Here is a 24,613-nt window from a genome sequence, read left to right on the forward strand (position 1 = left end):
TTCGAACCGAACAAAAGGAACTAGTAAAATGGCTGATCTCGCAAAGATCGTTGACGACCTCTCCTCGCTGACCGTTCTGGAAGCTGCAGAACTGTCGAAGCTTCTCGAAGAAAAGTGGGGCGTTTCCGCCGCTGCTCCGGTAGCTGTTGCTGCTGTTGGCGGTGGTGCAGGCGCTGCTGCTCCGGTCGAAGAAGAAAAGACCGAGTTCGACGTCATCCTCGCGGATGCCGGCGCCAACAAGATCAACGTCATCAAGGAAGTCCGCGCCATCACCGGTCTCGGCCTCAAGGAAGCCAAGGACCTCGTCGAGGCCGCTCCGAAGGCTGTCAAGGAAGGCGTTTCCAAGGCTGAAGCCGCCGACATCAAGAAGAAGCTTGAAGACGCCGGCGCCAAGGCCGACGTCAAGTAAGCTTGAACTGCTTTTGGGAGGCGGCAATTGCTGCCTCCCATTTGCCGTTTTTCTGAACGAATTACCCAAAAGCCGCGTCAAACCGGCTTTTGGGTAATGGGTTCTTCAAAAGGATAGTCTCGCGCCGAGGGCAGCACAGCAATCCGAGCTGAGCGTTTTCGGGAGTCGGACGAGATTGAACGACCCATTGATTGACGGGATCGACTGGCCATCGGTTCCCGTCCGTTGCAGGCCCGGGTGCAAGATTTTGAAGGAGCGACGATGGCTCAGACCCTTTCGTTCAACGGTCGTAGGCGCGTACGCAAGTTTTTTGGTAAGATCCCCGAAGTCGCAGAAATGCCGAACCTCATCGAGGTTCAGAAGGCGTCCTACGACCAGTTTTTGATGGTTGAAGAGCCGAAAGGCGGCCGGCCCGACGAGGGCCTTCAGGCCGTTTTCAAGTCGGTTTTCCCGATCACCGATTTCTCCGGCGCTTCCATGCTGGAATTCGTGTCCTACGAATTCGAGCCGCCGAAGTTCGACGTTGACGAATGCCGTCAGCGCGACCTGACCTATGCAGCCCCGCTCAAGGTGACGCTGCGCCTCATCGTGTTCGATATTGATGAGGATACCGGCGCGAAGTCGATCAAGGACATCAAGGAACAGTCCGTTTACATGGGCGACATGCCGCTCATGACCAATAACGGCACGTTCATCGTCAACGGCACCGAGCGCGTCATCGTCTCCCAGATGCACCGTTCGCCGGGCGTGTTCTTCGACCACGACAAGGGCAAGAGCCATTCTTCCGGCAAGCTGCTCTTTGCTGCCCGCGTCATCCCGTATCGCGGCTCCTGGCTCGATATCGAATTCGACGCCAAGGATATCGTCTACGCCCGTATCGACCGCCGCCGCAAGATCCCTGTCACGTCGCTCTTGATGGCGCTCGGCATGGACGGCGAGGAAATTCTCGACACCTTCTACACGAAGTCGCTCTACAAGCGCGACGGCGAAGGCTGGCGCATTCCCTTCAAGCCGGAAACGCTGAAGGGCGCCAAGGCGATCACCGAGATGGTCGACGCCGATACCGGCGAAGTCGTCGTGGAAGCCGGCAAGAAGCTGACCCCGCGCCTCCTGCGCCAGCTCTCCGACAAGGGCCTGAAGGCGCTGAAGGCCGGCGATGACGACCTTTACGGCAACTACCTCGCCGAAGACATCGTCAACTACTCGACGGGTGAGATCTATCTCGAGGCCGGCGACGAAATCGACGAGAAGACGCTCGGCATCATCCTGTCGAACGGTTTCGACGAGATCCCGGTTCTCGGCATCGACCACATCAATGTCGGTGCTTATATCCGCAACACGCTGTCGGCCGATAAGAACGAGAACCGTCAGGACGCTCTGTTCGACATCTACCGCGTCATGCGTCCGGGTGAGCCGCCGACCATGGAATCGGCCGAAGCCATGTTCAACTCGCTGTTCTTCGATGCGGAGCGTTACGACCTCTCCGCCGTCGGCCGCGTCAAGATGAACATGCGTCTCGACCTGACCGTTGAAGACACCGTCCGCATCCTGCGCAAGGACGACATCCTGGCCGTGGTCAAGATGCTGGTCGAACTGCGCGACGGCAAGGGCGAGATCGACGACATCGACAACCTCGGCAACCGCCGCGTCCGCTCGGTCGGCGAGCTGATGGAAAACCAGTATCGTCTCGGCCTGCTGCGCATGGAGCGCGCGATCAAGGAACGCATGTCCTCGATCGAAATCGACACGGTCATGCCGCAGGATCTGATCAACGCCAAGCCGGCGGCTGCCGCCGTCCGCGAATTCTTCGGTTCCTCGCAGCTCTCGCAGTTCATGGACCAGGTCAACCCGCTCTCGGAAATCACCCACAAGCGCCGCCTTTCGGCTCTTGGTCCGGGCGGTCTGACCCGTGAGCGCGCCGGCTTCGAAGTCCGCGACGTGCATCCGACCCATTACGGCCGTATCTGCCCGATCGAAACGCCGGAAGGCCCGAACATCGGTCTGATCAACTCGCTGGCGACCTTTGCGCGCGTCAACAAGTACGGCTTCATCGAAAGCCCGTACCGTCGCATCGTCGACGGCAAGGTGACGAACGACGTGCTCTACCTCTCCGCCATGGAAGAGGCGAAGTACTACGTTGCCCAGGCCAACGCCGAAATGAATGCCGACGGCTCCTTCGTCGACGAATTCGTCGTCTGCCGTCATGCCGGCGAAGTTATGCTCGCTCCTCGCGACAGCATGAACCTGATGGACGTCTCGCCGAAGCAGGTCGTTTCGGTCGCAGCCGCTCTCATCCCGTTCCTGGAAAACGACGACGCCAACCGCGCGCTCATGGGCTCGAACATGCAGCGTCAGGCCGTGCCGCTGCTGCGTGCCGAAGCCCCGTTCGTCGGCACCGGCATGGAGCCGGTCGTCGCCCGTGACTCGGGCGCTGCGATCGGCGCTCGCCGCGGCGGCGTGGTCGACCAGGTCGACGCGACGCGTATCGTTATCCGCGCCACGGAAGATCTCGAAGCCGGCAAATCCGGCGTCGATATCTACCGCCTGCAGAAGTTCCAGCGTTCGAACCAGAACACCTGCGTCAACCAGCGTCCGCTGGTCACCGTCGGTGACGTCGTCAACCGCGGCGACATCCTCGCCGACGGCCCGTCGACCGATCTCGGCGATCTGGCGCTCGGCCGCAACGCGCTCGTCGCGTTCATGCCCTGGAACGGCTACAACTACGAAGACTCGATCCTGCTCTCCGAGCGTATCGTTGCCGACGACGTGTTCACCTCCATCCACATCGAGGAATTCGAAGTGATGGCGCGCGACACCAAGCTTGGCCCTGAGGAAATCACCCGCGACATTCCGAACGTTTCGGAAGAAGCGCTGAAGAACCTCGACGAAGCCGGCATCGTCTATATCGGCGCCGAAGTTCAGCCGGGCGATATCCTCGTCGGCAAGATCACGCCGAAGGGCGAAAGCCCGATGACGCCGGAAGAAAAGCTTCTGCGCGCCATCTTCGGCGAAAAGGCCTCCGACGTGCGCGATACGTCCATGCGCATGCCGCCCGGCACCTACGGCACGATCGTCGAAGTTCGCGTCTTCAATCGCCATGGCGTCGAGAAGGACGAGCGCGCGATGGCGATCGAGCGCGAAGAGATCGAACGCCTTGCCAAGGACCGCGACGACGAGCAGGCGATCCTCGACCGTAACGTCTACGGCCGTCTGATCGAAATGCTGCGCGGCCAGGCCTCCATCGCCGGCCCGAAGGGCTTCAAGAAGGGCACCGAGCTTTCGAACGCCGTCGTCTCCGAATATCCCCGCTCGCAGTGGTGGATGTTCGCGGTCGAAGACGAGAAGGTCCAGAGCGAACTCGAAGCGCTCCGCGGTCAGTACGACGAATCCAAGTCGCGCCTTGAACAGCGCTTCATGGATAAGGTCGAGAAGGTCCAGCGCGGCGATGAAATGCCTCCTGGCGTCATGAAGATGGTCAAGGTCTTCGTCGCCGTGAAGCGCAAGATCCAGCCGGGCGACAAGATGGCCGGCCGTCACGGGAACAAGGGCGTGGTCTCGCGCATTGTGCCTGTCGAGGACATGCCGTTCCTCGAAGACGGTACGCATGTCGACGTCGTTCTGAACCCGCTCGGCGTTCCCTCGCGCATGAACGTCGGCCAGATCCTTGAAACCCACCTGGGTTGGGCTTGCGCCGGCATGGGTCGCCAGATCGGCGAACTGATCGAAGCATACAAGGCCAATGGCAACATCGAGCCGCTGCGCAAGACCATCGGCGATGTTGTCGGTGACGGTCCGAAGGCCGAACAGGTCCACGAGTTCGACGACGACTCCGTTCTGCGTCTCGCCGACCAGTGGAAGCGCGGCGTTTCGATCGCGACGCCTGTCTTCGACGGTGCCAACGAAGGCGACGTCAACGACATGCTGCGTCTGGCAGGTCTCAAGGATACCGGTCAGTCGACGCTCTATGACGGCCGTACCGGCGAGCAGTTCGACCGCCAGGTGACCGTGGGCTACATCTACATGCTGAAGCTCAACCACCTGGTCGACGACAAGATCCATGCCCGTTCGATCGGTCCTTACTCGCTCGTGACCCAGCAGCCGCTGGGTGGCAAGGCGCAGTTCGGCGGCCAGCGCTTCGGCGAAATGGAAGTCTGGGCGCTCGAAGCATACGGCGCGGCCTACACGCTGCAGGAAATGCTGACGGTGAAGTCGGACGACGTCGCCGGCCGCACCAAGGTCTACGAAGCCATCGTCCGCGGAGACGACACGTTCGAAGCCGGTATTCCGGAAAGCTTCAACGTTCTCGTCAAGGAAATGCGCTCTCTGGGTCTCAGCGTCGAGCTCGAAAACACCAAGCTTGACGAGGCGCAGGCAGCACAGCTGCCCGACGCGGCCGAGTAAGCACTTGATAAGGCGTGCGCTGCCAATGCGGCGCACGCCGGTCCCGCCGGGCGCCGTATCCGTGTCGGCCCGGAAGGGAAGTTTCGCCGCATCTTGCGGTTATTTTCGTTTAAGCGAGGGAGGCGGCTCCCGGGAAATTGCCGCCGACCATCGCATTTTGAGGGCGCTTTAGCCCATGAAGGAGACAGGCATGAACCAAGAGGTCATGAATCTTTTCAATCCGCAGGTGCCTGCACAGAATTTCGATTCCATTCGGATTTCGATCGCGTCTCCGGAGAAGATCCTCTCCTGGTCCTACGGTGAGATCAAGAAGCCGGAAACCATCAACTACCGCACGTTCAAGCCGGAACGCGACGGTCTGTTCTGCGCGCGCATCTTCGGGCCGATCAAGGACTACGAATGCCTGTGCGGCAAGTACAAGCGCATGAAGTACAAGGGCATCATCTGCGAAAAGTGCGGCGTCGAAGTCACGCTGTCGCGCGTTCGCCGTGAGCGCATGGGCCATATCGAGCTCGCCGCTCCCGTTGCCCATATCTGGTTCCTGAAGTCGCTGCCGTCGCGCATCTCGACGCTGCTCGACATGACGCTGAAGGATGTCGAGCGCGTTCTCTACTTCGAAAACTACATCGTCACCGAGCCGGGCCTGACCGCTCTGAAGGAGCATCAGCTCCTCTCGGAAGAAGAGTACATGCTTGCCGTCGACGAATACGGCGAAGACCAGTTCACCGCGATGATCGGCGCTGAGGCGATCTACGAGATGCTGGCCTCGATGAATCTCGAAAAGATCGCCGGCGACCTGCGCTCCGAGCTTGCCGACACCACGTCGGATCTCAAGCAGAAAAAGCTGATGAAGCGCCTGAAGATCGTCGAGAACTTCATGGAATCCGGCAACCGTCCGGAATGGATGATCATGAAGGTCGTCCCGGTCATTCCGCCGGACCTGCGTCCGCTGGTTCCGCTCGACGGCGGCCGTTTCGCGACGTCGGACCTGAACGATCTCTATCGCCGCGTCATCAACCGCAACAATCGTCTGAAGCGCCTGATCGAGCTTCGTGCGCCTGGCATCATCATCCGCAACGAAAAGCGCATGCTGCAGGAATCGGTTGACGCGCTGTTCGACAACGGCCGTCGCGGTCGCGTCATCACCGGCGCCAACAAGCGTCCGCTGAAGTCGCTCTCCGACATGCTGAAGGGCAAGCAGGGCCGCTTCCGCCAGAACCTGCTCGGCAAGCGCGTCGACTATTCCGGCCGCTCGGTCATCGTCACCGGTCCGGAACTGAAGCTGCACCAGTGCGGCCTGCCGAAGAAGATGGCGCTCGAGCTCTTCAAGCCGTTCATCTATGCGCGCCTCGACGCCAAGGGTTATTCCTCGACCGTCAAGCAGGCCAAGAAGCTGGTCGAAAAGGAAAAGCCCGAAGTCTGGGATATCCTCGACGAGGTCATCCGCGAGCATCCGGTTCTGTTGAACCGCGCACCGACGCTGCACCGCCTGGGCATCCAGGCCTTCGAACCCACCCTGGTCGAGGGCAAGGCTATCCAGCTGCATCCGCTCGTCTGCACGGCCTTCAACGCCGACTTCGACGGCGACCAGATGGCCGTTCACGTGCCGCTGTCGCTCGAAGCCCAGCTCGAAGCCCGCGTTCTGATGATGTCGACCAACAACATCCTGCATCCGGCCAACGGCGCGCCGATCATCGTTCCCTCGCAGGACATGGTTCTCGGCCTCTATTACCTGTCGATCCTGAACCAGAACGAGCCGGGCGAAGGCATGGCCTTCTCCGATCTCGGCGAGTTGCATCACGCGCTCGAAAGCAAGGTCGTGACGCTGCACACCAAGATCCGCGGCCGTTTCAAGTCCATCGGCGAGGATGGCAAGCCCTACTCGAAGATCTATGAGACGACGCCTGGCCGTCTGCTCATCGGCGAACTGCTGCCGAAGAACGGCAAGGTGCCATTCGACATCTGCAACCAGGAAATGACCAAGAAGAACATCTCCAAGATGATCGACACGGTCTACCGTCACTGCGGCCAGAAGGACACGGTCATCTTCTGCGACCGCATCATGCAGCTCGGCTTTAGCCATGCCTGCCGCGCCGGCATTTCGTTCGGCAAGGACGACATGGTCATTCCGGAAACCAAGGCAAAGATCGTTGGCGACACCGAAAACCTGGTCAAGGAATACGAGCAGCAGTACAACGACGGCCTGATTACTCAGGGCGAGAAGTACAACAAGGTCGTTGACGCCTGGGGCAAGGCAACCGAGAAGGTCGCTGAAGACATGATGGCCCGTATTAAGGCTGTCGAGTTCGATCCGAACACCGGCCGCCAAAAGCCGATGAACGCCATCTATATGATGTCGCATTCCGGCGCCCGCGGTTCTCCGAACCAGATGCGTCAGCTGGGCGGCATGCGCGGCCTCATGGCCAAGCCGTCGGGTGAAATCATCGAGACCCCGATCATCTCGAACTTCAAGGAAGGCCTGACCGTCAACGAGTACTTCAACTCGACGCACGGCGCCCGCAAGGGTCTGGCAGACACCGCCTTGAAGACCGCCAACTCCGGTTACCTCACGCGTCGTCTCGTCGACGTCGCGCAGGATTGCATCGTCACGCACGTCGATTGCGGCACCGAAACAGGCCTCACCATGACCGCCATCGTCGATGCCGGTCAGGTGGTTGCCTCGCTCGGCGCCCGTATCCTCGGCCGCACGGCGCTCGACGATATCGATCATCCGGTCACGGGTGAGCGCCTCGTCGATGCCGGCAAGATGATCCTCGAGCCCGATGTCATCGAGATCGAGAAGGCCGGTATCCAGTCGATCCGCATCCGCTCGGCGCTGACCTGCGAAATCCAGACGGGCGTCTGCTCGGTCTGCTACGGCCGCGACCTGGCCCGTGGTACGCCTGTCAACATGGGCGAAGCCGTCGGCGTCATCGCCGCTCAGTCGATCGGCGAGCCGGGCACCCAGCTCACCATGCGTACCTTCCACCTTGGCGGTACGGCAACCGTGGTCGACCAGTCGTTCCTGGAAGCCTCGTATGAAGGTACGGTGCAGATCAAGAACCGCAACATCCTGCGCAACTCCGATGGCAACCTCGTTGCCATGGGCCGCAACATGACCGTCCAGATCCTGGACGAGCGTGGCGTCGAGCGTTCGTCGCAGCGTGTGGCCTACGGTTCGAAGCTGCATGTCGACGAAGGCGACAAGGTCAAGCGCGGCCAGCGTCTGGCGGAGTGGGATCCTTACACCCGCCCGATGATGACGGAAGTGGCTGGTACCGTGCAGTTCGAAGACCTGGTCGACGGTCTCTCCGTTCTGGAAGCGACCGACGAGTCGACCGGCATCACCAAGCGTCAGGTCATCGACTGGCGTTCGACCCCGCGCGGTTCGGACCTCAAGCCGGCGATCGTCATCAAGGATGCCAGCGGCAATGTCGCCAAGCTGTCGCGTGGTGGTGACGCCCGCTTCCTGCTCTCGGTCGACGCGATCCTGTCGGTCGAGCCGGGCACCAAGGTCTCCCAAGGTGACGTGCTTGCGCGTTCGCCGCTGGAAAGCGCCAAGACCAAGGACATCACCGGCGGTCTGCCGCGTGTTGCCGAGCTCTTCGAAGCCCGCCGTCCGAAGGACCACGCCATCATCGCAGAGATCGATGGTACGATCCGTCTCGGCCGCGACTACAAGAACAAGCGCCGCGTCATCATCGAGCCGGCGGAAGACGGTGTCGAGCCTGTCGAATACCTGATCCCGAAGGGCAAGCCCTTCCACCTTCAGGAAGGCGACTATATCGAAAAGGGTGACTACATCCTCGACGGTAACCCGGCTCCGCACGACATTCTGGCGATCAAGGGCGTGGAGGCTCTGGCCTCCTACCTCGTCAACGAGATCCAGGAAGTCTACCGCCTGCAGGGCGTTGTCATCAACGACAAGCACATCGAGGTGATTGTCCGTCAGATGCTGCAGAAGGTGGAGATCACCGATGCAGGCGACTCGACCTATATCGTCGGCGACAATGTCGACCGGATCGAGCTCGAGGACGTCAACGATCACCTGATCGAGCAGGGCAAGAAGCCTGCCTATGGCGATCCGGTTCTGCTCGGCATCACCAAGGCGTCGCTGCAGACCCCGTCCTTCATCTCGGCCGCATCCTTCCAGGAAACGACCAAGGTGCTGACGGAAGCTGCGATCGCCGGCAAGACCGACGGCCTGCAGGGTCTGAAGGAAAACGTCATCGTCGGCCGCCTCATCCCGGCCGGCACCGGCGGCACCATGACCCAGATCCGCCGTATCGCCACGTCGCGCGACGAGCTGATCCTCGAAGAGCGCCGCAAGGGCACGGGTGCTGCCGTTGCCACGCCGATGCTGCAGGACATGGCCGAAAAGGCTCCGGCCGCGGAATAATCCGCGGCTGACGCCGATGAATTGAAAAACCGCCCGGAGCGATCCGGGCGGTTTTTGTTTTTGGTCTGCTTTGATTGCTGGGGGAGGGGCGGTGTTGCTTTCGCCCATGCTGCTTTGGCGACCGGCAGCTCCCTTCAGTTGAAGCGGATGATCGCGACCTCGCCGTCGACGGCGCCCTGATAGGCAGAGGCGTGCGGCTCTTCGGCAGGCACCTCGGTCAGCATGCCGATCTGGTCGAGATCGGCCTCGATGAAGCCCTCCTCGGCAAGCGCGTTCAGCGCCTCGCGTACAGCCGTGTCGTCGTCGGGCGCCTTGAGCATGATGTGCAGGTCGATGCCCTCGCTGGCGTCGGACTCGTAGCCCTTGCCGATGATGATGAAGATCATCGGCCCGTCGAAATTGTTGTCGTTGTCAGGTGTCGTAATCATCGCCTGTCCTTCGGCTCTTTGACGATTCGGTCGCTCGAATCCTGCTGTGAGGGCCGTACGCCGTAATTGCTGATTCCTTAACTGCTTTTACCGCAATGCCCAAGTTTTTATCTTGGCGCACGGCCGCCATTTCGTCTAGAAGGGTGAAATCAGGGCGTCAGGCCCTGAGATCAAGGCGATACGGCGAGTTTATTTCTTAACCGGCCTTGACGAGACAGGTGGAAACCAGTAGTACCCCGGCCATCAGATCCCATGTGAGGCTTGGCTTTTCGGGGCGACGCGCCCTGAAGTTCACCTCAAACAAGGTTCTAAACGCACGTTGAAGTCATGATGCTGCACGCATGACGCATATTTTATGCGTCCTCTGCTCCTTGTGGTCCATCTGCGGAAGCGGATCGGGCCATATTTTGCGCATTGACGGAAAGCATGCGTCACTGCCGGAGACGGCGAGAGTTCAAGCCCGCAAGGGTACTGAGATAAACGTAAGGGATGGTTGAATGCCTACCGTAAACCAGCTGATCCGCAAGCCACGCCAGGCGAACGTAAAGCGTAATAAGGTTCCCGCACTCCAGGAGAACCCGCAGAAGCGCGGCGTTTGCACGCGCGTTTACACGACCACGCCGAAGAAGCCGAACTCGGCTCTGCGTAAGGTCGCCAAGATCCGCCTGACCAACGGCTTCGAAGTCATTGGTTACATCCCCGGCGAAGGTCACAACCTTCAGGAACACTCCGTCGTCATGATCCGTGGCGGCCGCGTCAAGGACCTTCCGGGCGTCCGTTATCACATCATCCGCGGCGTTCTCGATACCCAGGGTGTCAAGAACCGCAAGCAGCGACGCTCCAAGTATGGCGCGAAGCGTCCGAAGTAATTCGGTTTTGAATAATTCGGCGCTGCGCGAGGTCCTCCGCGTGATGAAGCGCCTTAACGGTTGAAGAGACGAAAACTATGTCCAGACGTCATAAAGCAGAAAAGCGCGAGATCAATCCGGATCCGAAGTTCGGCGATCTCATCGTCACCAAGTTCATGAATGCCATCATGCTCGACGGCAAGAAGTCCGTTGCTGAAAGCATTGTCTATGGCGCGTTCGACGTCGTCCAGGGCAAGTCCAAGCAGGAGCCGTTGACGGTTTTCCATTCCGCGCTCGACAACATCGCCCCGCACGTTGAAGTCCGCTCGCGCCGCGTCGGTGGTGCGACCTATCAGGTGCCGGTCGACGTTCGTCCGGAGCGCCGCCAGGCTCTCGCCATTCGCTGGCTGATCGCCGCCGCCCGTAAGCGCAATGAAACCACCATGATCGATCGCCTGTCCGGTGAACTGCTCGATGCGTCCAACAACCGCGGCTCCGCCGTCAAGAAGCGCGAAGACACGCACAAGATGGCTGATGCCAACCGTGCGTTCTCGCACTATCGCTGGTAATTCCGAACGGTATCGAAAGGCAGTCCACAATGGCTCGCGAATATAAGATCGAAGACTACCGTAATTTCGGTATCATGGCGCACATCGACGCCGGCAAGACCACGACCACCGAGCGTATTCTTTACTACACCGGCAAGTCGCACAAGATCGGCGAAGTCCACGACGGCGCAGCCACCATGGACTGGATGGAGCAGGAGCAGGAGCGTGGCATCACGATCACCTCTGCTGCCACCACGACCTTCTGGAAGGGCCGTGACGGCAAGATGCGCCGCTTCAACATCATCGACACCCCCGGCCACGTCGACTTCACCATCGAAGTCGAGCGTTCGCTGCGTGTTCTCGACGGCGCCATCGCGCTGCTCGACGCCAACGCCGGTGTCGAGCCGCAGACGGAAACCGTCTGGCGCCAGGCCGAGAAGTACAATGTCCCGCGGATGATCTTCTGCAACAAGATGGACAAGACCGGCGCTGACTTCTACCGCTCCGTCGAGATGATCAAGACCCGTCTCGGCGCAACGGCTGTCGTCATGCAGCTGCCGATCGGCGCTGAAAGCGACTTCAAGGGCGTCATCGATCTGATCGAGATGAATGCTCTCATCTGGCGCGACGAATCGCTCGGTGCCCAGTGGGATGTCGTCGAGATCCCCGAGGACATGAAGGCCAAGGCCGAAGAATATCGCGAAAAGCTGATCGAAACGGTCGTCGACATCGACGAAGCCGCGATGGAAGCCTATCTCGAAGGTGTTCTGCCCGACAACGACAAGATCCGCGAGCTCGTTCGCCGCGGCACGATCGACGTCAAGTTCCACCCGATGTTCTGCGGCACCGCCTTCAAGAACAAGGGCGTACAGCCGCTGCTCGACGCCGTTGTCGACTACTTGCCGTCTCCGATGGACATCCCGGCGATCAAGGGCATCGACTTCAAGACGGAAGCCGACATCGAGCGTCATGCCGATGACAACGAGCCGCTGTCCATGCTCGCTTTCAAGATCATGAACGACCCCTTCGTCGGTTCGCTGACCTTCGCCCGTATCTACTCCGGCAAGCTCGAAAAGGGCGCATCGGTCATGAACACGGTCAAGGACAAGCGCGAGCGCGTCGGCCGCATGCTGCAGATGCACTCCAACTCGCGTGAAGACATCGAAGAAGCCTTCGCAGGCGACATCGTCGCTCTCGCCGGCCTCAAGGAAACCACGACGGGCGACACGCTCTGCGATCCGCTGAAGCCGGTTATCCTCGAGCGCATGGAATTCCCCGAGCCGGTCATCCAGATCGCCATCGAGCCGAAAACCAAGGGCGACCAGGAAAAGATGGGTCTCGCGCTCAACCGCCTGGCTGCAGAAGATCCGTCCTTCCGCGTCAAGACCGACCAGGAATCCGGCCAGACGATCATCGCCGGCATGGGCGAACTGCATCTCGACATCATCGTCGACCGCATGCGTCGTGAATTCAAGGTCGAAGCAACCGTCGGCGCGCCGCAGGTTGCCTACCGCGAAACCATCACGCGCCAGCACGAAGAAGACTACACGCACAAGAAGCAGTCCGGTGGTACCGGCCAGTTCGCGCGCGTCAAGATCGTCTTCGAACCGAACCCGGATGGCGACGAATTCAAGTTCGAGTCCAAGATCGTCGGCGGTGCTGTTCCGAAGGAATACGTCCCCGGCGTCCAGAAGGGCATCGAAAGCGTTCTGTCTTCGGGTCCGCTCGCGGGCTTCCCGATGCTCGGCGTCAAGGCGACCCTCATCGACGGTGCCTTCCACGATGTCGACTCCTCGGTTCTCGCCTTCGAAATCGCCTCGCGTGCCTGCTTCCGTGAAGCAGCCAAGAAGGCCGGCGCTCAGCTGCTCGAGCCGATGATGAAGGTCGAAGTCGTGACCCCGGAAGATTATGTCGGCGACGTCATCGGCGACCTGAACTCCCGTCGTGGTCAGATCCAGGGCCAGGAAAGCCGTGGTATCGCCGTTGTCATCAACGCGAACGTTCCGCTCGCGAACATGTTCAAGTACGTCGACAACCTGCGCTCCATGTCCCAGGGCCGCGCCCAGTACACGATGACCTTCGATCACTATTCGCCGGTCCCGTCGAACGTCGCAACTGAAATCCAGGCAAAGTATTCCGGTCAGAAGTGACCGGAATACCAATTGACCGATAACAAGAATTAGCTCCCCTCGGGGACTAGCAAAACGGAGAGCCGAAAATGGCAAAGAGTAAGTTTGAGCGCAACAAGCCGCACGTCAACATCGGCACGATCGGCCACGTTGACCACGGCAAGACGTCTCTGACGGCAGCGATCACGAAGTACTTCGGTGAGTTCAAGGCGTACGACCAGATCGACGCGGCTCCGGAAGAAAAGGCCCGTGGCATCACCATTTCGACGGCACACGTCGAATATGAGACGCCGGCCCGCCACTACGCGCACGTCGACTGCCCCGGCCACGCCGACTACGTCAAGAACATGATCACCGGTGCTGCCCAGATGGACGGCGCGATCCTGGTTTGCTCGGCTGCTGACGGCCCGATGCCGCAGACGCGCGAACACATCCTGCTGGCCCGCCAGGTCGGCGTTCCGGCGATCGTGGTGTTCCTGAACAAGGTCGACCAGGTTGACGACGCCGAGCTTCTCGAACTGGTCGAGCTCGAAGTTCGCGAACTTCTGTCGTCCTACGACTTCCCGGGCGACGATATCCCGGTCGTCAAGGGTTCGGCGCTTGCTGCTCTTGAAGATTCTGACAAGAAGATCGGCGAAGACGCGATCCGCGAGCTGATGGCAGCGGTTGACTCCTACATCCCGACGCCTGAGCGCCCGATCGATCAGCCGTTCCTGATGCCGATCGAAGACGTGTTCTCGATCTCCGGCCGTGGTACGGTTGTGACCGGCCGCGTCGAGCGTGGCATTGTCAAGGTTGGCGAAGAAGTCGAGATCGTTGGCATCCGCGCGACCTCGAAGACGACGGTGACCGGCGTTGAAATGTTCCGCAAGCTGCTCGATCAGGGCCAGGCCGGCGACAACATCGGCGCACTGGTTCGCGGTGTGAACCGTGACGGCGTCGAGCGTGGCCAGATCCTGTGCAAGCCGGGCTCTGTCAAGCCGCACAAGAAGTTCATGGCTGAAGCCTACATCCTGACGAAGGAAGAGGGTGGCCGTCATACGCCGTTCTTCACCAACTACCGTCCGCAGTTCTACTTCCGCACGACCGACGTGACGGGCATCGTGACGCTGCCGGAAGGCACGGAGATGGTTATGCCTGGCGACAACGTCACGGTTGCCGTCGAGCTGATCGTTCCGATCGCGATGGAAGAAAAGCTGCGCTTCGCCATCCGCGAAGGCGGCCGCACCGTCGGCGCCGGTATCGTGGCTTCGATCGTCGAGTAATTCATTCGGCCGCTCCGGTGGGGCGGCCGATTCGATGACATTATTATGATGCAGGCGGCGCAAGCCGCTTGCTTATTACACAGAAATGTAGCAAATGGCGCGCGAGCGCGATTTGCGCACTGCTTTGGGTGACAAAGCGGCGAGTAAACAAGCAATAAGGTGGGCTAGAAGGCCCTGAAGACTGGATAGGGTTCCGCTATCGGCGCCCTCTCGATCTTTGAAACCGGTGGTCCGCCTTAGGAAGAAAGAACAACCCGTGTCTTGTCCAGAGATACGTGGAAAACAAACACAAGGATAACGTCGAATGAACGGCCAAAATATCCGCATTCGCCTGAAGGCGTTCGATCACCGGATTCTCGATGCTTCTACGCGCGAGATCGTGTCGACGGCGAAGCGCACCGGTGCAAGCGTCCGGGGCCCCGTTCCGCTTCCGACCCGCATCGAGAAGTTTACGGTCAACCGGTCCCCGCACATCGACAAGAAGAGCCGCGAACAGTTCGAGATGCGCACGCATAAGCGCCTTCTCGACATCGTAGACCCGACCCCGCAGACGGTGGACGCGCTGATGAAGCTCGATCTCGCCGCCGGTGTCGATGTTGAGATCAAGCTCTGAGCTTGCTCGAGCTGAGTTGGAAGGATTGAACCGATGCGTTCAGGTGTGATTGCACAGAAGGTGGGAATGACCCGCGTCTATAACGACGCCGGCGAGCATGTCCCGGTAACGGTATTGCGCATGGAGGCCGTCCAGGTCGTTGCCACGCGTACTGTCGAAAAGAATGGCTATACCGCAGTTCAGCTCGGTGCCGGCCAGGCGAAGGTGAAGAACACGTCGAAGGCGATGCGCGGCAACTTTGCTGTCGCCAACGTCGAGCCGAAGGCGAAGCTTCAGGAATTCCGTGTCTCCGAAGACAATCTTCTGGAGATCGGGACTGAGCTTAAGGCCGGTCACTTTGCAGCCGGTCAGCTCGTCGACGTGACGGGCACGACAATCGGTAAGGGTTTTGCCGGCGCCATGAAGCGCCATGGTTTCGGCGGTCTCCGCGCCACGCACGGTGTGTCGGTTTCGCACCGTTCGCACGGTTCGACCGGCTCGCGCCAGGATCCGGGCAAGGTTTTCAAGAACAAGAAGATGGCTGGTCACATGGGCCAGACGCGCGTAACGACTCAGAACCTGGAAGTGGTTTCGACCGATGAAGATCGCGGTCTGATCCTGATCAAGGGTGCAGTACCCGGTTCCAAGGGTGCCTGGATCATCGTGCGCGATGCCGTCAAGTCGGCAGCGAAGTAAGGGAGCCGGACCAATGGAATTCAACGTCAAGACCCTCGAGGGAAAAGACGCAGGGAAGGTTTCTCTTTCTGATGCGATTTTCGGCCTCGAGCCCCGCGAAGACATTCTCGCCCGCGTCATCCGCTGGCAGCTTGCCAAGAAGCAGCAGGGCACCCACAAGGCAAAGGGCCGCGCTGAAGTTTCGCGCACCGGCGCCAAGATGTACAAGCAGAAGGGTACGGGCCGCGCCCGCCACCATTCGGCTCGCGCTCCGCAGTTCCGCGGCGGCGGCAAGGCTCACGGCCCGGTCGTTCGCAGCCATGAGCACGACCTTCCGAAGAAGGTTCGCGCCCTCGGCCTTCGCCACGCCCTTTCGGCCAAGATCAAGGCCGATGACGTCATCGTCATCGACAACCTGGTTGCTGCTGAAGCCAAGACCAAGGCTCTCGCGTCCGCTTTCGAGACGCTCGGCCTGACCAACGCCCTCTTCATCGGCGGCGCAGAACTTGATGGCAACTTCAAGCTCGCAGCTCAGAACATCCCGAACATCGATGTTCTGCCGATCCAGGGCATCAACGTTTACGACATCGTGCGCCGCGGCAAGCTCGTGCTTTCCAAGGCTGCGGTTGAAGCGCTAGAGGAGCGATTCAAGTGACCGATCTTCGCCACTACGATGTGATCGTCTCTCCGGCGATCACCGAAAAGTCCACGCTGGTCTCCGAAAACAACCAGGTTGTTTTCAATGTCGCCAAGCAGGCGACGAAGCCGGAAATCAAGGCTGCTGTCGAGGCGCTGTTCGGCGTCAAGGTCACGGCTGTCAACACTCTGCTGCGCAAGGGCAAGACCAAGCGGTTCCGCGGTTTCGTCGGCAAGCAGAAGGACGTGAAGAAGGCTGTTGTGACCCTGGCTGAAGGCCAGACGATCGACGTCTCCACCGGTCTCTGAGGTATAAGAAAATGGCATTGAAAACATTCAATCCGATCACCCCGAGCCAGCGCCAGCTGGTCATCGTCGACCGTTCGGCCCTCTACAAGGGCAAGCCGGTCAAGGCGCTGACGGAAGGCCTGACCAAGAGCGGCGGTCGTAACAACCTCGGCCGCATCACCGCCCGCTTCATCGGCGGCGGTCACAAGCGCACCTATCGTCTGATCGACTTCAAGCGTCGCAAGTTCGACGTCGAAGGCACGGTCGAGCGTATCGAATACGACCCGAACCGCACGGCGTTCATCGCGCTGGTGAGCTATGCTGACGGCGAGAAGGCTTACATCCTCGCTCCTCAGCGCCTCGCTGCCGGTGACAAGGTCATCGCTTCCGAGAAGGCTGTCGACGTCAAGCCCGGCAACACCATGCCGCTGCAGTTCATCCCGGTCGGCTCCATCATCCACAATGTGGAAATGAAGCCGGGCAAGGGTGGTCAGATCGCTCGCTCCGCCGGTGGCTACGCACAGCTCGTCGGCCGCGACCAGGGCATGGCGATCCTTCGCCTGAACTCCGGTGAACAGCGTCTCGTGCATGGCTCCTGCCTTGCTTCGATCGGCGCCGTCTCCAACCCTGATCACGCCAACATCAACGACGGCAAGGCCGGTCGTACCGTTTGGCGCGGCAAGCGTCCGCACAACCGCGGTGTCGTCATGAACCCGGTCGACCATCCGCACGGCGGTGGTGAAGGCCGCACCTCCGGTGGTCGCCATCCGGTGACACCATGGGGCAAGCCGACCAAGGGCAAGCGCACCCGGTCGAACAAGTCGACCGACAAGATGATCATGCGCTCGCGTCATCAGCGTAAGAAGTAAGAGAGGAAGTCTCCAATGGCTCGTTCAGTATGGAAAGGTCCGTTCGTTGACGGCTATCTTCTCAAGAAGGCTGAGAAGGTTCGTGAAGGCGGACGTGCAGAAGTGATCAAGATCTGGAGCCGTCGCTCCACGATCCTGCCGCAGTTCGTCGGTCTTACCTTCGGCGTCTACAACGGCAGCAAGCATATCCCGGTCAGCGTCAATGAAGACATGGTCGGTCACAAATTCGGTGAGTTCTCTCCGACCCGCACCTACTACGGTCACGGCGCGGACAAGAAGGCGAAGAGGAAGTAACAATGGGCAAGGCAAAAGCCGAACGCCGGCTGAAGGACAACGAGGCGCAAGCAGTCGCCCGCACGCTCCGCGTCAGCCCCCAGAAGCTCAACCTGGTTGCTGCGGCTATCCGCGGCAAGAAGGTGGAGCGTGCACTCGCTGAGCTGGAGTTCTCCCGCAAGCGTATCGCAGGCGCCGTCAAGAAGACGCTCGAATCTGCGATCGCCAACGCCGAGAACAACCACGATCTCGACGTCGACGCTCTTGTCGTCGCCGAGGCCTATGTCGGCAAGTCGATCGTCATGAAGCGTTTCCACGCTCGTGGCCGCGGTCGCGCGTCGCGCATCGAAAAGCCCTTCGCGCACCTGACGATCGTCGTCCGTGAAGTGCAGGCAGTAGAGGAGGCCGCATAATGGGTCAGAAAATCAATCCAATCGGTTTCCGTCTTGGCATCAACCGTACCTGGGATAGCCGCTGGTTTGCGGACAATGCCGAGTACGGCCAGCTGCTGCACGAAGACCTGAAGATGCGCAAGTTCGTCATGAGCGAACTGAAGCAGGCCGGGATCTCCAAGGTGGTCATCGAGCGTCCGCACAAGAAGTGCCGCGTCACGATCCACTCTGCACGTCCGGGCCTGATCATCGGCCGCAAGGGCGCAGACATCGACAAGCTCCGCAAGAAGCTGTCTGATATGACCAACTCGGAAACGCACCTCAACATCGTCGAAGTGCGCAAGCCCGAAGTCGACGCAACGCTGGTCGCTCAGTCGATCGCCCAGCAGCTCGAGCGCCGCGTGGCTTTCCGCCGCGCCATGAAGCGCGCCGTTCAGTCCGCGATGCGTCTTGGCGCCGAAGGCATCAAGATCACCTGCGCAGGCCGTCTCGGCGGCGCTGAAATCGCCCGTACGGAATGGTACCGCGAAGGTCGTGTGCCGCTGCACACGCTGCGCGCCGACATCGACTACGGCACGGCCGAAGCAGAAACCGCATTCGGTATCTGCGGCATCAAGGTCTGGATCTTCAAGGGCGAAATCCTTGAGCACGATCCGATGGCTTCCGAACGCCGCGCGCTGGAAGGCGACGCACAGGGCCCGGCAAGCCGCGAACGCGACCGTGGCGATCGTCGCCGCGAACGCGACAACGCGTAATTAGCGCTGGCGAAAGATAAGCTCGGAGAAGTAAGAAAATGTTGCAGCCAAAGCGTACTAAGTACCGCAAGCAGTTCAAGGGCCGCATCAAGGGCGTTGCCAAGGGCGGTTCCGACCTTGCCTTCGGTGAATTCGGCCTGAAGGCCCAGGAGCCGAACCGCGTCAACGCGCGCGAGATCGAAGCGGCACGCCGCGCGATCACGCGTTACATGAAGCGCGCCGGCCGTGTTTGGATCCGCGTGTTCCCGGACGTTCCGGTAACCGCAAAGCCTACCGAAGTCCGTATGGGTAAGGGTAAGGGTTCCGTGGAATACTGGGCATGCAAGGTCAAGCCCGGTCGTATGATGTTCGAGATCGACGGTGTCTCCGAGGAAATCGCGCGCGAAGCGCTTCGCCTCGGCTCGGCCAAGCTCTCGGTCAAGACGCGCTTTGTACAGCGCATCGCAGAGTAAGGAGAAGGCACGATGAAAGCCGAAGAAGTACGCGGCCTCACGGCCGACCAGCTCAAGGACAAGCTTGCCGACCTGAAGAAGGAGCAGTTCAACCTGCGCTTCCAGAAGGCGACCGGCCAGCTCGAAAAGTCCTCGCGCATCAACGAAGTCCGCAAGGACATCGCCCGCGTGAAAACCATTGCCCGCCAGAAGGCGGCAGCAGTTAAGGCCTAAAGGAAGAAAAATATGCCGAAGCGCATCCTGCAGGGCGTCGTCGTTGGCGACAAGAACGAGAAGACGGTAGTGGTTCGCGTTGAGCGTCGTTTCGCTCACCCGCTGCTCCAGAAGACCGTTCGTCGTTCCAAGAAGTACAAGGCCCACGACGAAAACAACCAGTACAAGATTGGCGATACCGTATCCATCGAGGAATGCGCGCCGATCTCCAAGGACAAGCGCTGGACGGTCATTGCCGCCCAGGGCAAGTAAACAGAATTTTGCGCGAGGCCTTGCGTCTCGCCGAAATATCTGTATGAAGCAGCGTCAGAACGCTCGAATGCCGGGCGTTCTTTTGCTTTGAGCGCACGGAAGGTCCCGTTCGGGAAACCACCCTGGCACGATCGATCCCGCGCTATTCAGCTATTGCCGCGTCTGTGTTGCCGTCATGGCAGTTCGGCCGGCGAAAATTTTCATAAGCCGGAGTAGGGGGCTAGCCCAACCATTCCGGTAAACCAAGAAGGCGACCTGATATGATTCAGATGCAAACAAACCTCGACGTCGCGGATAATTCCGGCGCACGTCGTGTCATGTGCATCAAGGTGCTGGGCGGCTCGAAGCGCAAGTATGCCTCGATCGGCGACGTCATTGTCGTTTCGATCAAGGAAGCGATCCCGCGCGGCCGTGTGAAGAAGGGTGACGTGATGAAGGCGGTTGTCGTTCGCACCGCCAAGGACATCCGTCGTCCGGATGGCTCCGTCATCCGCTTCGACACCAACGCAGCAGTCCTCATCGACAACAAGAAAGAGCCGATCGGCACCCGTATCTTCGGACCGGTTCCGCGCGAACTTCGCGCCAAGAACCACATGAAGATCATCTCGCTGGCTCCCGAAGTACTGTAAGGAGCGAAGCGATGCAGAAGATTCGTAAGGGCGACAAGGTCGTCATGCTCGCCGGCAAGGACAAGGGCCGTACCGGCGAAGTTGTCCAGGTCATGCCGAAGGAAGATCGTGCCGTTGTTCGTGGCGTCAACGTCGTCAAGCGCCATCAGCGCCAGACGCAGACTCAGGAAGCCGGCATCATCAACAAGGAAGCCCCGGTTCACCTGTCCAACGTTGCAATCATCGACAAGGACGGCAAGCCGACCCGCGTCGGTTTCAAGGTTGTTGACGGCAAGAAGGTCCGTGTGGCCAAGCGTTCTGGAGAAGTGATCGATGGCTGAGGCAAAATACGAGCCGCGGCTCAAGAAGGAATATGTCGAGCGCATCCGCAAGGCGATGCAGGAGCAGTTCTCCTACGCCAACGAGATGATGATCCCGAAGCTCGACAAGATCGTGATCAACATGGGTGTTGGCGAAGCCACCGCTGATTCGAAGAAGCCGACGGTTGCTGCCGCCGACCTCGCAGCGATCGCCGGCCAGAAGCCGGTCATCACCCGTGCACGCAACTCCATCGCAGGCTTCAAGGTCCGCGAACAGATGCCGATCGGCGCGAAGGTTACCCTGCGCGGCGCCCGCATGTACGAGTTCCTGGACCGTCTCGTGAACATCGCGCTGCCGCGCGTTCGCGACTTCCGCGGCCTGAACCCGAAGAGCTTTGACGGCCGTGGCAACTTTGCCATGGGCATCAAGGAGCACATTGTGTTCCCTGAGATCAACTACGACAAGGTTGATCAGATGTGGGGCATGGACATCATCGTTTGCACGACGGCGACGACCGACGACGAAGCACGGGCTCTTCTGAAAGAGTTCAGCTTCCCGTTCCGTCAATAACCGTAACGACGAGCGTAGAAAAGGAACCTGACATGGCGAAGACAAGCGCAGTTGAAAAGAACAAGCGCCGCCGTACTACGGTCGCAAACCAGGCCGCGAAGCGGGCTGCGTTGAAGGCGATCATCATGAACCAGGCTCTTCCGATCGAAGAGCGGTTCAAGGCCTCGATCAAGCTGGCATCCCTGCCGCGTGATGGATCGAAGACCCGTATTCGCAACCGTTGCGAAGTTTCGGGGCGTCCGCGCGCATATTACCGCAAACTGCGCATGTCGCGTATTGCGCTGCGTGAACTGGGCAATCTCGGCAAGGTGCCGGGTATCGTCAAGTCGAGCTGGTAAGGAGCAGGTTACATGACAATGACTGATCCGTTGGGCGATATGCTCACCCGTATCCGTAACGGCGCTTCCCGCCGCAAGTCGTCGGTCTCGACGCCTGCGTCCAAGCTCCGTGCACGTGTTCTCGATGTCCTGCAGTCCGAAGGCTACATCCGTGGCTACTCCGTTGTCGATTTCGGCAATGGCAAGTCGGAACTCAGCATCGAGCTGAAATATTATGAAGGCGCATCGGTGATCCGCGAGATCGGCCGTGTGTCCAAGCCGGGCCGCCGGGTTTATGTCTCGGTCAAGTCCATTCCGCAGGTCGCGAACGGCCTCGGCATCACCATCCTTTCGACTCCGAAGGGTGTGATGGCCGATCACCAGGCTCGCGAACAGAACGTTGGTGGCGAGGTTCTTTGCTCGGTCTTCTAAGATCGAGCAAGGATCTCCATAGCGAACAGACAGGATTGAAACATGTCTCGTATCGGTAAAAAGCCCGTTCAGGTGCCTGCTGGGATCACGGCTACGGTCGATGGCCAGAAGGTGACTGCAAAGGGCCCGAAGGGCGAGCTGTTTTTCGTCGCAAACGACGAAATCAGCCTCAAGCTCGAAAACAACGCGGTCGTCGTGACGCCCGTCAACCAGACCAAGGATGCACGTTCGAAGTGGGGCATGTCCCGCACGATGATCGAAGGCATCTTCAAGGGCGTCAAGGACGGCTTCGAGCGCAAGCTTGAAATCAACGGCGTCGGTTACCGCGCCTCGCTGCAGGGCAAGAACCTGCAGCTGGCTCTCGGTTTCAGCCATGACGTGATCTATGAGCCGCCGGTCGGCATCACGATCGCCGTTCCGAAGCCGACTGAAATTGTTGTCTCCGGCATCAATAAGCAGCAGGTCGGTCAGGTTGCCGCTGAAATCCGCGAATATCGCGGTCCCGAGCCCTACAAGGGCAAGGGCGTCAAGTACGCTGACGAGCGGATCGTCCGCAAAGAAGGCAAGAAGAAGTAAGGATCACGCGAAATGGCTAGCAGGAAAGAAGCACTTGCACGTCGTGCCAACCGCGTGCGCCGTCATCTCAAGTCGGTGGCCAACGGCCGTCCGCGCCTGTCGGTTCATCGCTCCTCGAAGAACATCTACGCCCAGGTCATCGACGATGTGGCCGGTAAGACGCTCGCGTCTGCCTCCACCCTCGATAAGGATCTGCGCGGTTCTCTGAAGACCGGTGCCGATACCGCCGCCGCTGCCGTTGTCGGCAAGCTCGTCGCCGAGCGCGCCTCCAAGGCCGGTGTTACGGAAGTCGTATTCGACCGTGGCGCCTTCATCTATCACGGCCGCATCAAGGCTCTCGCCGATGCAGCCCGCGAAGGCGGTCTCACCTTTTGATCAGTTTCCGGCCGGACGCTTTTGGCGCCGGCCGGATTTTCGCCGGACCGCAGGCGCTCTCCGAAAGGGGAGGCTGATGCGGTCCACATTCGTTTGCCGATTGCACCCGGAAAAGAAAAAGGAAGAGGACAATGGCACAGGAAAGAAGGCCGCAGCGGGAAGACCGCCAGGCCCGTGAAGAGCGCGATAGCGAATTCGTCGACAAGCTGGTCGCGATCAACCGCGTCGCCAAGGTCGTCAAGGGCGGCCGTCGTTTTGGTTTCGCAGCACTCGTCGTCGTTGGCGACCAGAAGGGCCGCGTCGGCTTCGGCCATGGCAAGGCACGCGAAGTGCCGGAAGCCATCCGCAAGGCAACCGAAGCCGCCAAGCGCGAACTGATCTTCGTACCGCTGCGTGACGGCCGTACGCTGCATCACGACGTTCATGGCCGCCACGGCGCCGGCAAGGTTCTGCTGCGCTCGGCCAAGGTCGGTACCGGCATCATCGCCGGCGGTCCGATGCGCGCCGTATTCGAAACGCTCGGCATGCATGACGTCGTCGCCAAGTCGACCGGTTCGTCGAACCCCTACAACATGGTTCGCGCCACCTTCGACGCTCTCAAGCACCAGGTTCACCCGAAGGACATCGCAGCTCAGCGCGGCATCAAGTATGCAACGCTGCAGGCTCGTCGTAGCGCCTCCGGCAACGCCTCTGAAGAATAAGAGGAGTTTGACAGATGGCCAAGGCTACCAAGAAGGCTGAAGCGAAGACTGTCACGATCGAACAGATCGGCAGCCCGATTCGCCGTCCGGATGTTCAGCAGCGCACGCTGATCGGTCTCGGACTGAACAAGATGCACCGTCGCCGCACGCTGGAGGATACGCCTTCGGTTCGTGGCATGATCCGTGCTGTCCAGCATCTCGTTCGCGTCGTCGACGAGAAGTGAGACGGAGGAAACGCTCATGAAACTCAATGAAATTAAAGACAACGAAGGCTCGACTCACAGCCGCAAGCGTCTCGGCCGCGGTATCGGCTCGGGCTCGGGCAAGACTGCCGGTCGCGGCGTGAAGGGTCAGAAGTCCCGTTCGGGCGTCGCCATCAACGGCTTCGAAGGCGGCCAGATGCCGATCTATCGTCGCCTGCCGAAGCGCGGCTTCAACAACATTTTCGCTTCCGATTTTGTTGTCGTGTCGCTCGCCCGTATCCAGGCGGCAATCGACGCCGGCAAGCTCGACGCCAAGGCGACCGTTGACGCAGCTGCTCTCAAGGCAGCCGGCGTCATCCGCCGCCCGAAGGACGGCGTTCGCGTTCTTGCCGACGGCGAGCTCAAGACCAAGATCACCATCGTCGTTGCAGGCGCTTCCAAGCCTGCCGTCGAAAAGATCGAAAAGGCCGGCGGCACCGTGACGCTGCTTTCGGCTCCGGCTGCAGCCGAATAATAATCTGATGATATATCGCCCGGGGTGCTTCACACCGGGCGATTTTGCTCCCATATGTGGGCCTCACAAAAACTTGGCTGGCGCGCCCGCGTCATGCCGGTAAGACTAAAACGAGGGTGAGGCATGGGGTTGCATTGCAATCCGTTCTGAACCCGGTTTTGAATAATTTCAT

General features: G+C 60.2%; 29 protein-coding genes. 28 read left to right on the forward strand and 1 reads right to left on the reverse strand.

Going from position 1 to position 24,613, the window contains the following annotated elements:
* Window positions 1–28: 28 nt before the first annotated feature.
* From rplL to rpoC, 3 genes are all read left to right on the forward strand, one after another.
* Window positions 29–409 (forward strand): 50S ribosomal protein L7/L12, encoded by a 381-nt coding sequence (gene rplL, locus GGD57_RS15470; protein WP_085736909.1) that lies wholly within the window; start codon window positions 29–31, stop codon window positions 407–409.
* 261 nt (window positions 410–670) lie between these two features.
* Window positions 671–4,810: a DNA-directed RNA polymerase subunit beta gene (gene rpoB / locus GGD57_RS15475; RefSeq protein ID WP_085736910.1), complete on the forward strand. Its 4,140-nt coding sequence runs from the start codon at window positions 671–673 to the stop codon at window positions 4,808–4,810.
* Window positions 4,811–5,000: 190 nt separating this feature from the next.
* A complete protein-coding gene (gene rpoC, locus GGD57_RS15480) occupies window positions 5,001–9,209 on the forward strand; it encodes a DNA-directed RNA polymerase subunit beta' (protein ID WP_184471125.1) in 4,209 nt (1,402 codons plus the stop codon).
* 134 nt (window positions 9,210–9,343) lie between these two features.
* Here the strand turns inward: rpoC and GGD57_RS15485 are convergent, their stop codons facing one another.
* Window positions 9,344–9,637, reverse strand: a complete 294-nt coding sequence (locus GGD57_RS15485) for a hypothetical protein (protein WP_028757598.1) — start codon at window positions 9,635–9,637, stop codon at window positions 9,344–9,346.
* A gap of 497 nt (window positions 9,638–10,134) precedes the next feature.
* Between GGD57_RS15485 and rpsL the strand changes: the two genes are divergently transcribed.
* From rpsL to rplO, 25 genes are all read left to right on the forward strand, one after another.
* Window positions 10,135–10,506: a 30S ribosomal protein S12 gene (rpsL, locus tag GGD57_RS15490; RefSeq protein WP_003547537.1), complete on the forward strand. Its 372-nt coding sequence runs from the start codon at window positions 10,135–10,137 to the stop codon at window positions 10,504–10,506.
* Between the two features lie 77 nt (window positions 10,507–10,583).
* Entirely contained in the window at window positions 10,584–11,054 is a 471-nt protein-coding gene (gene rpsG / locus GGD57_RS15495) for a 30S ribosomal protein S7 (protein ID WP_085736912.1), read from the forward strand.
* Window positions 11,055–11,083: 29 nt separating this feature from the next.
* On the forward strand, window positions 11,084–13,183 hold the full coding sequence (gene fusA / locus GGD57_RS15500) for an elongation factor G (protein ID WP_184471127.1): 2,100 nt from the start codon (window positions 11,084–11,086) through the stop codon (window positions 13,181–13,183).
* A gap of 68 nt (window positions 13,184–13,251) precedes the next feature.
* A complete protein-coding gene (gene tuf, locus GGD57_RS15505) occupies window positions 13,252–14,427 on the forward strand; it encodes an elongation factor Tu (RefSeq protein ID WP_010069472.1) in 1,176 nt (391 codons plus the stop codon).
* Window positions 14,428–14,731: 304 nt separating this feature from the next.
* Window positions 14,732–15,040 carry a 30S ribosomal protein S10 gene (rpsJ, locus tag GGD57_RS15510; RefSeq protein ID WP_003547547.1) on the forward strand — a complete coding sequence of 103 codons (309 nt, stop codon included), beginning with the start codon at window positions 14,732–14,734 and terminating at the stop codon, window positions 15,038–15,040.
* 33 nt (window positions 15,041–15,073) lie between these two features.
* Window positions 15,074–15,715 (forward strand): 50S ribosomal protein L3, encoded by a 642-nt coding sequence (rplC, locus tag GGD57_RS15515; RefSeq protein WP_003573801.1) that lies wholly within the window; start codon window positions 15,074–15,076, stop codon window positions 15,713–15,715.
* Window positions 15,716–15,728: 13 nt separating this feature from the next.
* The gene (rplD, locus tag GGD57_RS15520; RefSeq protein ID WP_085736914.1) at window positions 15,729–16,349 is read left to right on the forward strand and encodes a 50S ribosomal protein L4; all 621 of its coding nucleotides are present in this window, start codon (window positions 15,729–15,731) and stop codon (window positions 16,347–16,349) included.
* Window positions 16,346–16,639: a 50S ribosomal protein L23 gene (locus tag GGD57_RS15525; RefSeq protein ID WP_003547550.1), complete on the forward strand. Its 294-nt coding sequence runs from the start codon at window positions 16,346–16,348 to the stop codon at window positions 16,637–16,639. Before rplD ends, GGD57_RS15525 begins: the two co-directional genes overlap by 4 nt.
* An 11-nt stretch (window positions 16,640–16,650) precedes the next feature.
* Complete coding sequence (rplB, locus tag GGD57_RS15530) at window positions 16,651–17,487, forward strand: 50S ribosomal protein L2 (protein WP_010067087.1); 837 nt, start codon at window positions 16,651–16,653, stop codon at window positions 17,485–17,487.
* A 15-nt stretch (window positions 17,488–17,502) separates the two neighbouring features.
* The gene (gene rpsS, locus GGD57_RS15535; protein ID WP_003573797.1) at window positions 17,503–17,781 is read left to right on the forward strand and encodes a 30S ribosomal protein S19; all 279 of its coding nucleotides are present in this window, start codon (window positions 17,503–17,505) and stop codon (window positions 17,779–17,781) included.
* Window positions 17,782–17,783: 2 nt separating this feature from the next.
* Complete coding sequence (rplV, locus tag GGD57_RS15540) at window positions 17,784–18,173, forward strand: 50S ribosomal protein L22 (RefSeq protein WP_003573794.1); 390 nt, start codon at window positions 17,784–17,786, stop codon at window positions 18,171–18,173.
* Window positions 18,173–18,907, forward strand: coding sequence for a 30S ribosomal protein S3 (gene rpsC / locus GGD57_RS15545; protein WP_003573793.1), 735 nt, complete (start codon window positions 18,173–18,175; stop codon window positions 18,905–18,907). Before rplV ends, rpsC begins: the two co-directional genes overlap by 1 nt.
* Window positions 18,908–18,945: 38 nt before the next feature.
* Complete coding sequence (gene rplP, locus GGD57_RS15550) at window positions 18,946–19,359, forward strand: 50S ribosomal protein L16 (RefSeq protein ID WP_003573792.1); 414 nt, start codon at window positions 18,946–18,948, stop codon at window positions 19,357–19,359.
* A 12-nt stretch (window positions 19,360–19,371) separates the two neighbouring features.
* Window positions 19,372–19,572, forward strand: a complete 201-nt coding sequence (gene rpmC / locus GGD57_RS15555) for a 50S ribosomal protein L29 (RefSeq protein ID WP_184471129.1) — start codon at window positions 19,372–19,374, stop codon at window positions 19,570–19,572.
* A gap of 12 nt (window positions 19,573–19,584) precedes the next feature.
* The gene (gene rpsQ, locus GGD57_RS15560; RefSeq protein ID WP_004674926.1) at window positions 19,585–19,824 is read left to right on the forward strand and encodes a 30S ribosomal protein S17; all 240 of its coding nucleotides are present in this window, start codon (window positions 19,585–19,587) and stop codon (window positions 19,822–19,824) included.
* 260 nt (window positions 19,825–20,084) lie between these two features.
* Entirely contained in the window at window positions 20,085–20,453 is a 369-nt protein-coding gene (gene rplN / locus GGD57_RS15565; RefSeq protein WP_003573790.1) for a 50S ribosomal protein L14, read from the forward strand.
* 11 nt (window positions 20,454–20,464) lie between these two features.
* Window positions 20,465–20,773 carry a 50S ribosomal protein L24 gene (gene rplX / locus GGD57_RS15570; protein WP_003547559.1) on the forward strand — a complete coding sequence of 103 codons (309 nt, stop codon included), beginning with the start codon at window positions 20,465–20,467 and terminating at the stop codon, window positions 20,771–20,773.
* Window positions 20,766–21,323: a 50S ribosomal protein L5 gene (gene rplE / locus GGD57_RS15575; protein WP_003573788.1), complete on the forward strand. Its 558-nt coding sequence runs from the start codon at window positions 20,766–20,768 to the stop codon at window positions 21,321–21,323. The genes rplX and rplE overlap by 8 nt, the downstream gene beginning before the upstream one ends.
* A gap of 32 nt (window positions 21,324–21,355) precedes the next feature.
* Window positions 21,356–21,661: a 30S ribosomal protein S14 gene (rpsN, locus tag GGD57_RS15580; protein WP_003573787.1), complete on the forward strand. Its 306-nt coding sequence runs from the start codon at window positions 21,356–21,358 to the stop codon at window positions 21,659–21,661.
* 12 nt (window positions 21,662–21,673) lie between these two features.
* Window positions 21,674–22,072 carry a 30S ribosomal protein S8 gene (rpsH, locus tag GGD57_RS15585; protein ID WP_003547562.1) on the forward strand — a complete coding sequence of 133 codons (399 nt, stop codon included), beginning with the start codon at window positions 21,674–21,676 and terminating at the stop codon, window positions 22,070–22,072.
* A 42-nt stretch (window positions 22,073–22,114) separates the two neighbouring features.
* Entirely contained in the window at window positions 22,115–22,648 is a 534-nt protein-coding gene (gene rplF / locus GGD57_RS15590) for a 50S ribosomal protein L6 (RefSeq protein WP_003578670.1), read from the forward strand.
* Between the two features lie 12 nt (window positions 22,649–22,660).
* Window positions 22,661–23,023 (forward strand): 50S ribosomal protein L18, encoded by a 363-nt coding sequence (gene rplR / locus GGD57_RS15595; RefSeq protein WP_097615811.1) that lies wholly within the window; start codon window positions 22,661–22,663, stop codon window positions 23,021–23,023.
* Window positions 23,024–23,154: 131 nt separating this feature from the next.
* Window positions 23,155–23,724 carry a 30S ribosomal protein S5 gene (gene rpsE, locus GGD57_RS15600; RefSeq protein WP_085736917.1) on the forward strand — a complete coding sequence of 190 codons (570 nt, stop codon included), beginning with the start codon at window positions 23,155–23,157 and terminating at the stop codon, window positions 23,722–23,724.
* 14 nt (window positions 23,725–23,738) lie between these two features.
* The gene (gene rpmD / locus GGD57_RS15605; protein WP_003547566.1) at window positions 23,739–23,948 is read left to right on the forward strand and encodes a 50S ribosomal protein L30; all 210 of its coding nucleotides are present in this window, start codon (window positions 23,739–23,741) and stop codon (window positions 23,946–23,948) included.
* A gap of 16 nt (window positions 23,949–23,964) precedes the next feature.
* The gene (gene rplO / locus GGD57_RS15610; RefSeq protein ID WP_097615810.1) at window positions 23,965–24,441 is read left to right on the forward strand and encodes a 50S ribosomal protein L15; all 477 of its coding nucleotides are present in this window, start codon (window positions 23,965–23,967) and stop codon (window positions 24,439–24,441) included.
* The last annotated feature ends 172 nt before the right edge of the window (window positions 24,442–24,613 follow it).

The organism is Rhizobium esperanzae (genome assembly GCF_014197615.1).
Classification (GTDB): Bacteria; Pseudomonadota; Alphaproteobacteria; order Rhizobiales; family Rhizobiaceae; genus Rhizobium; species Rhizobium esperanzae_A.

What these genes read in the sequence shown, in the direction of transcription:
- rplL (WP_085736909.1), top strand. Translation starts at nt 29, where the DNA reads ATGGCTGATCTCGCAAAGATCGTTGACGACCTCTCCTCGCTGACCGTT.
- rpoB (WP_085736910.1), top strand. Translation starts at nt 671, where the DNA reads ATGGCTCAGACCCTTTCGTTCAACGGTCGTAGGCGCGTACGCAAGTTT.
- rpoC (WP_184471125.1), top strand. Translation starts at nt 5,001, where the DNA reads ATGAACCAAGAGGTCATGAATCTTTTCAATCCGCAGGTGCCTGCACAG.
- GGD57_RS15485 (WP_028757598.1), bottom strand. Translation starts at nt 9,637, where the DNA reads ATGATTACGACACCTGACAACGACAACAATTTCGACGGGCCGATGATC.
- rpsL (WP_003547537.1), top strand. Translation starts at nt 10,135, where the DNA reads ATGCCTACCGTAAACCAGCTGATCCGCAAGCCACGCCAGGCGAACGTA.
- rpsG (WP_085736912.1), top strand. Translation starts at nt 10,584, where the DNA reads ATGTCCAGACGTCATAAAGCAGAAAAGCGCGAGATCAATCCGGATCCG.
- fusA (WP_184471127.1), top strand. Translation starts at nt 11,084, where the DNA reads ATGGCTCGCGAATATAAGATCGAAGACTACCGTAATTTCGGTATCATG.
- tuf (WP_010069472.1), top strand. Translation starts at nt 13,252, where the DNA reads ATGGCAAAGAGTAAGTTTGAGCGCAACAAGCCGCACGTCAACATCGGC.
- rpsJ (WP_003547547.1), top strand. Translation starts at nt 14,732, where the DNA reads ATGAACGGCCAAAATATCCGCATTCGCCTGAAGGCGTTCGATCACCGG.
- rplC (WP_003573801.1), top strand. Translation starts at nt 15,074, where the DNA reads ATGCGTTCAGGTGTGATTGCACAGAAGGTGGGAATGACCCGCGTCTAT.
- rplD (WP_085736914.1), top strand. Translation starts at nt 15,729, where the DNA reads ATGGAATTCAACGTCAAGACCCTCGAGGGAAAAGACGCAGGGAAGGTT.
- rplB (WP_010067087.1), top strand. Translation starts at nt 16,651, where the DNA reads ATGGCATTGAAAACATTCAATCCGATCACCCCGAGCCAGCGCCAGCTG.
- rpsS (WP_003573797.1), top strand. Translation starts at nt 17,503, where the DNA reads ATGGCTCGTTCAGTATGGAAAGGTCCGTTCGTTGACGGCTATCTTCTC.
- rplV (WP_003573794.1), top strand. Translation starts at nt 17,784, where the DNA reads ATGGGCAAGGCAAAAGCCGAACGCCGGCTGAAGGACAACGAGGCGCAA.
- rpsC (WP_003573793.1), top strand. Translation starts at nt 18,173, where the DNA reads ATGGGTCAGAAAATCAATCCAATCGGTTTCCGTCTTGGCATCAACCGT.
- rplP (WP_003573792.1), top strand. Translation starts at nt 18,946, where the DNA reads ATGTTGCAGCCAAAGCGTACTAAGTACCGCAAGCAGTTCAAGGGCCGC.
- rpmC (WP_184471129.1), top strand. Translation starts at nt 19,372, where the DNA reads ATGAAAGCCGAAGAAGTACGCGGCCTCACGGCCGACCAGCTCAAGGAC.
- rpsQ (WP_004674926.1), top strand. Translation starts at nt 19,585, where the DNA reads ATGCCGAAGCGCATCCTGCAGGGCGTCGTCGTTGGCGACAAGAACGAG.
- rplN (WP_003573790.1), top strand. Translation starts at nt 20,085, where the DNA reads ATGATTCAGATGCAAACAAACCTCGACGTCGCGGATAATTCCGGCGCA.
- rplX (WP_003547559.1), top strand. Translation starts at nt 20,465, where the DNA reads ATGCAGAAGATTCGTAAGGGCGACAAGGTCGTCATGCTCGCCGGCAAG.
- rplE (WP_003573788.1), top strand. Translation starts at nt 20,766, where the DNA reads ATGGCTGAGGCAAAATACGAGCCGCGGCTCAAGAAGGAATATGTCGAG.
- rpsN (WP_003573787.1), top strand. Translation starts at nt 21,356, where the DNA reads ATGGCGAAGACAAGCGCAGTTGAAAAGAACAAGCGCCGCCGTACTACG.
- rpsH (WP_003547562.1), top strand. Translation starts at nt 21,674, where the DNA reads ATGACAATGACTGATCCGTTGGGCGATATGCTCACCCGTATCCGTAAC.
- rplF (WP_003578670.1), top strand. Translation starts at nt 22,115, where the DNA reads ATGTCTCGTATCGGTAAAAAGCCCGTTCAGGTGCCTGCTGGGATCACG.
- rplR (WP_097615811.1), top strand. Translation starts at nt 22,661, where the DNA reads ATGGCTAGCAGGAAAGAAGCACTTGCACGTCGTGCCAACCGCGTGCGC.
- rpsE (WP_085736917.1), top strand. Translation starts at nt 23,155, where the DNA reads ATGGCACAGGAAAGAAGGCCGCAGCGGGAAGACCGCCAGGCCCGTGAA.
- rpmD (WP_003547566.1), top strand. Translation starts at nt 23,739, where the DNA reads ATGGCCAAGGCTACCAAGAAGGCTGAAGCGAAGACTGTCACGATCGAA.
- rplO (WP_097615810.1), top strand. Translation starts at nt 23,965, where the DNA reads ATGAAACTCAATGAAATTAAAGACAACGAAGGCTCGACTCACAGCCGC.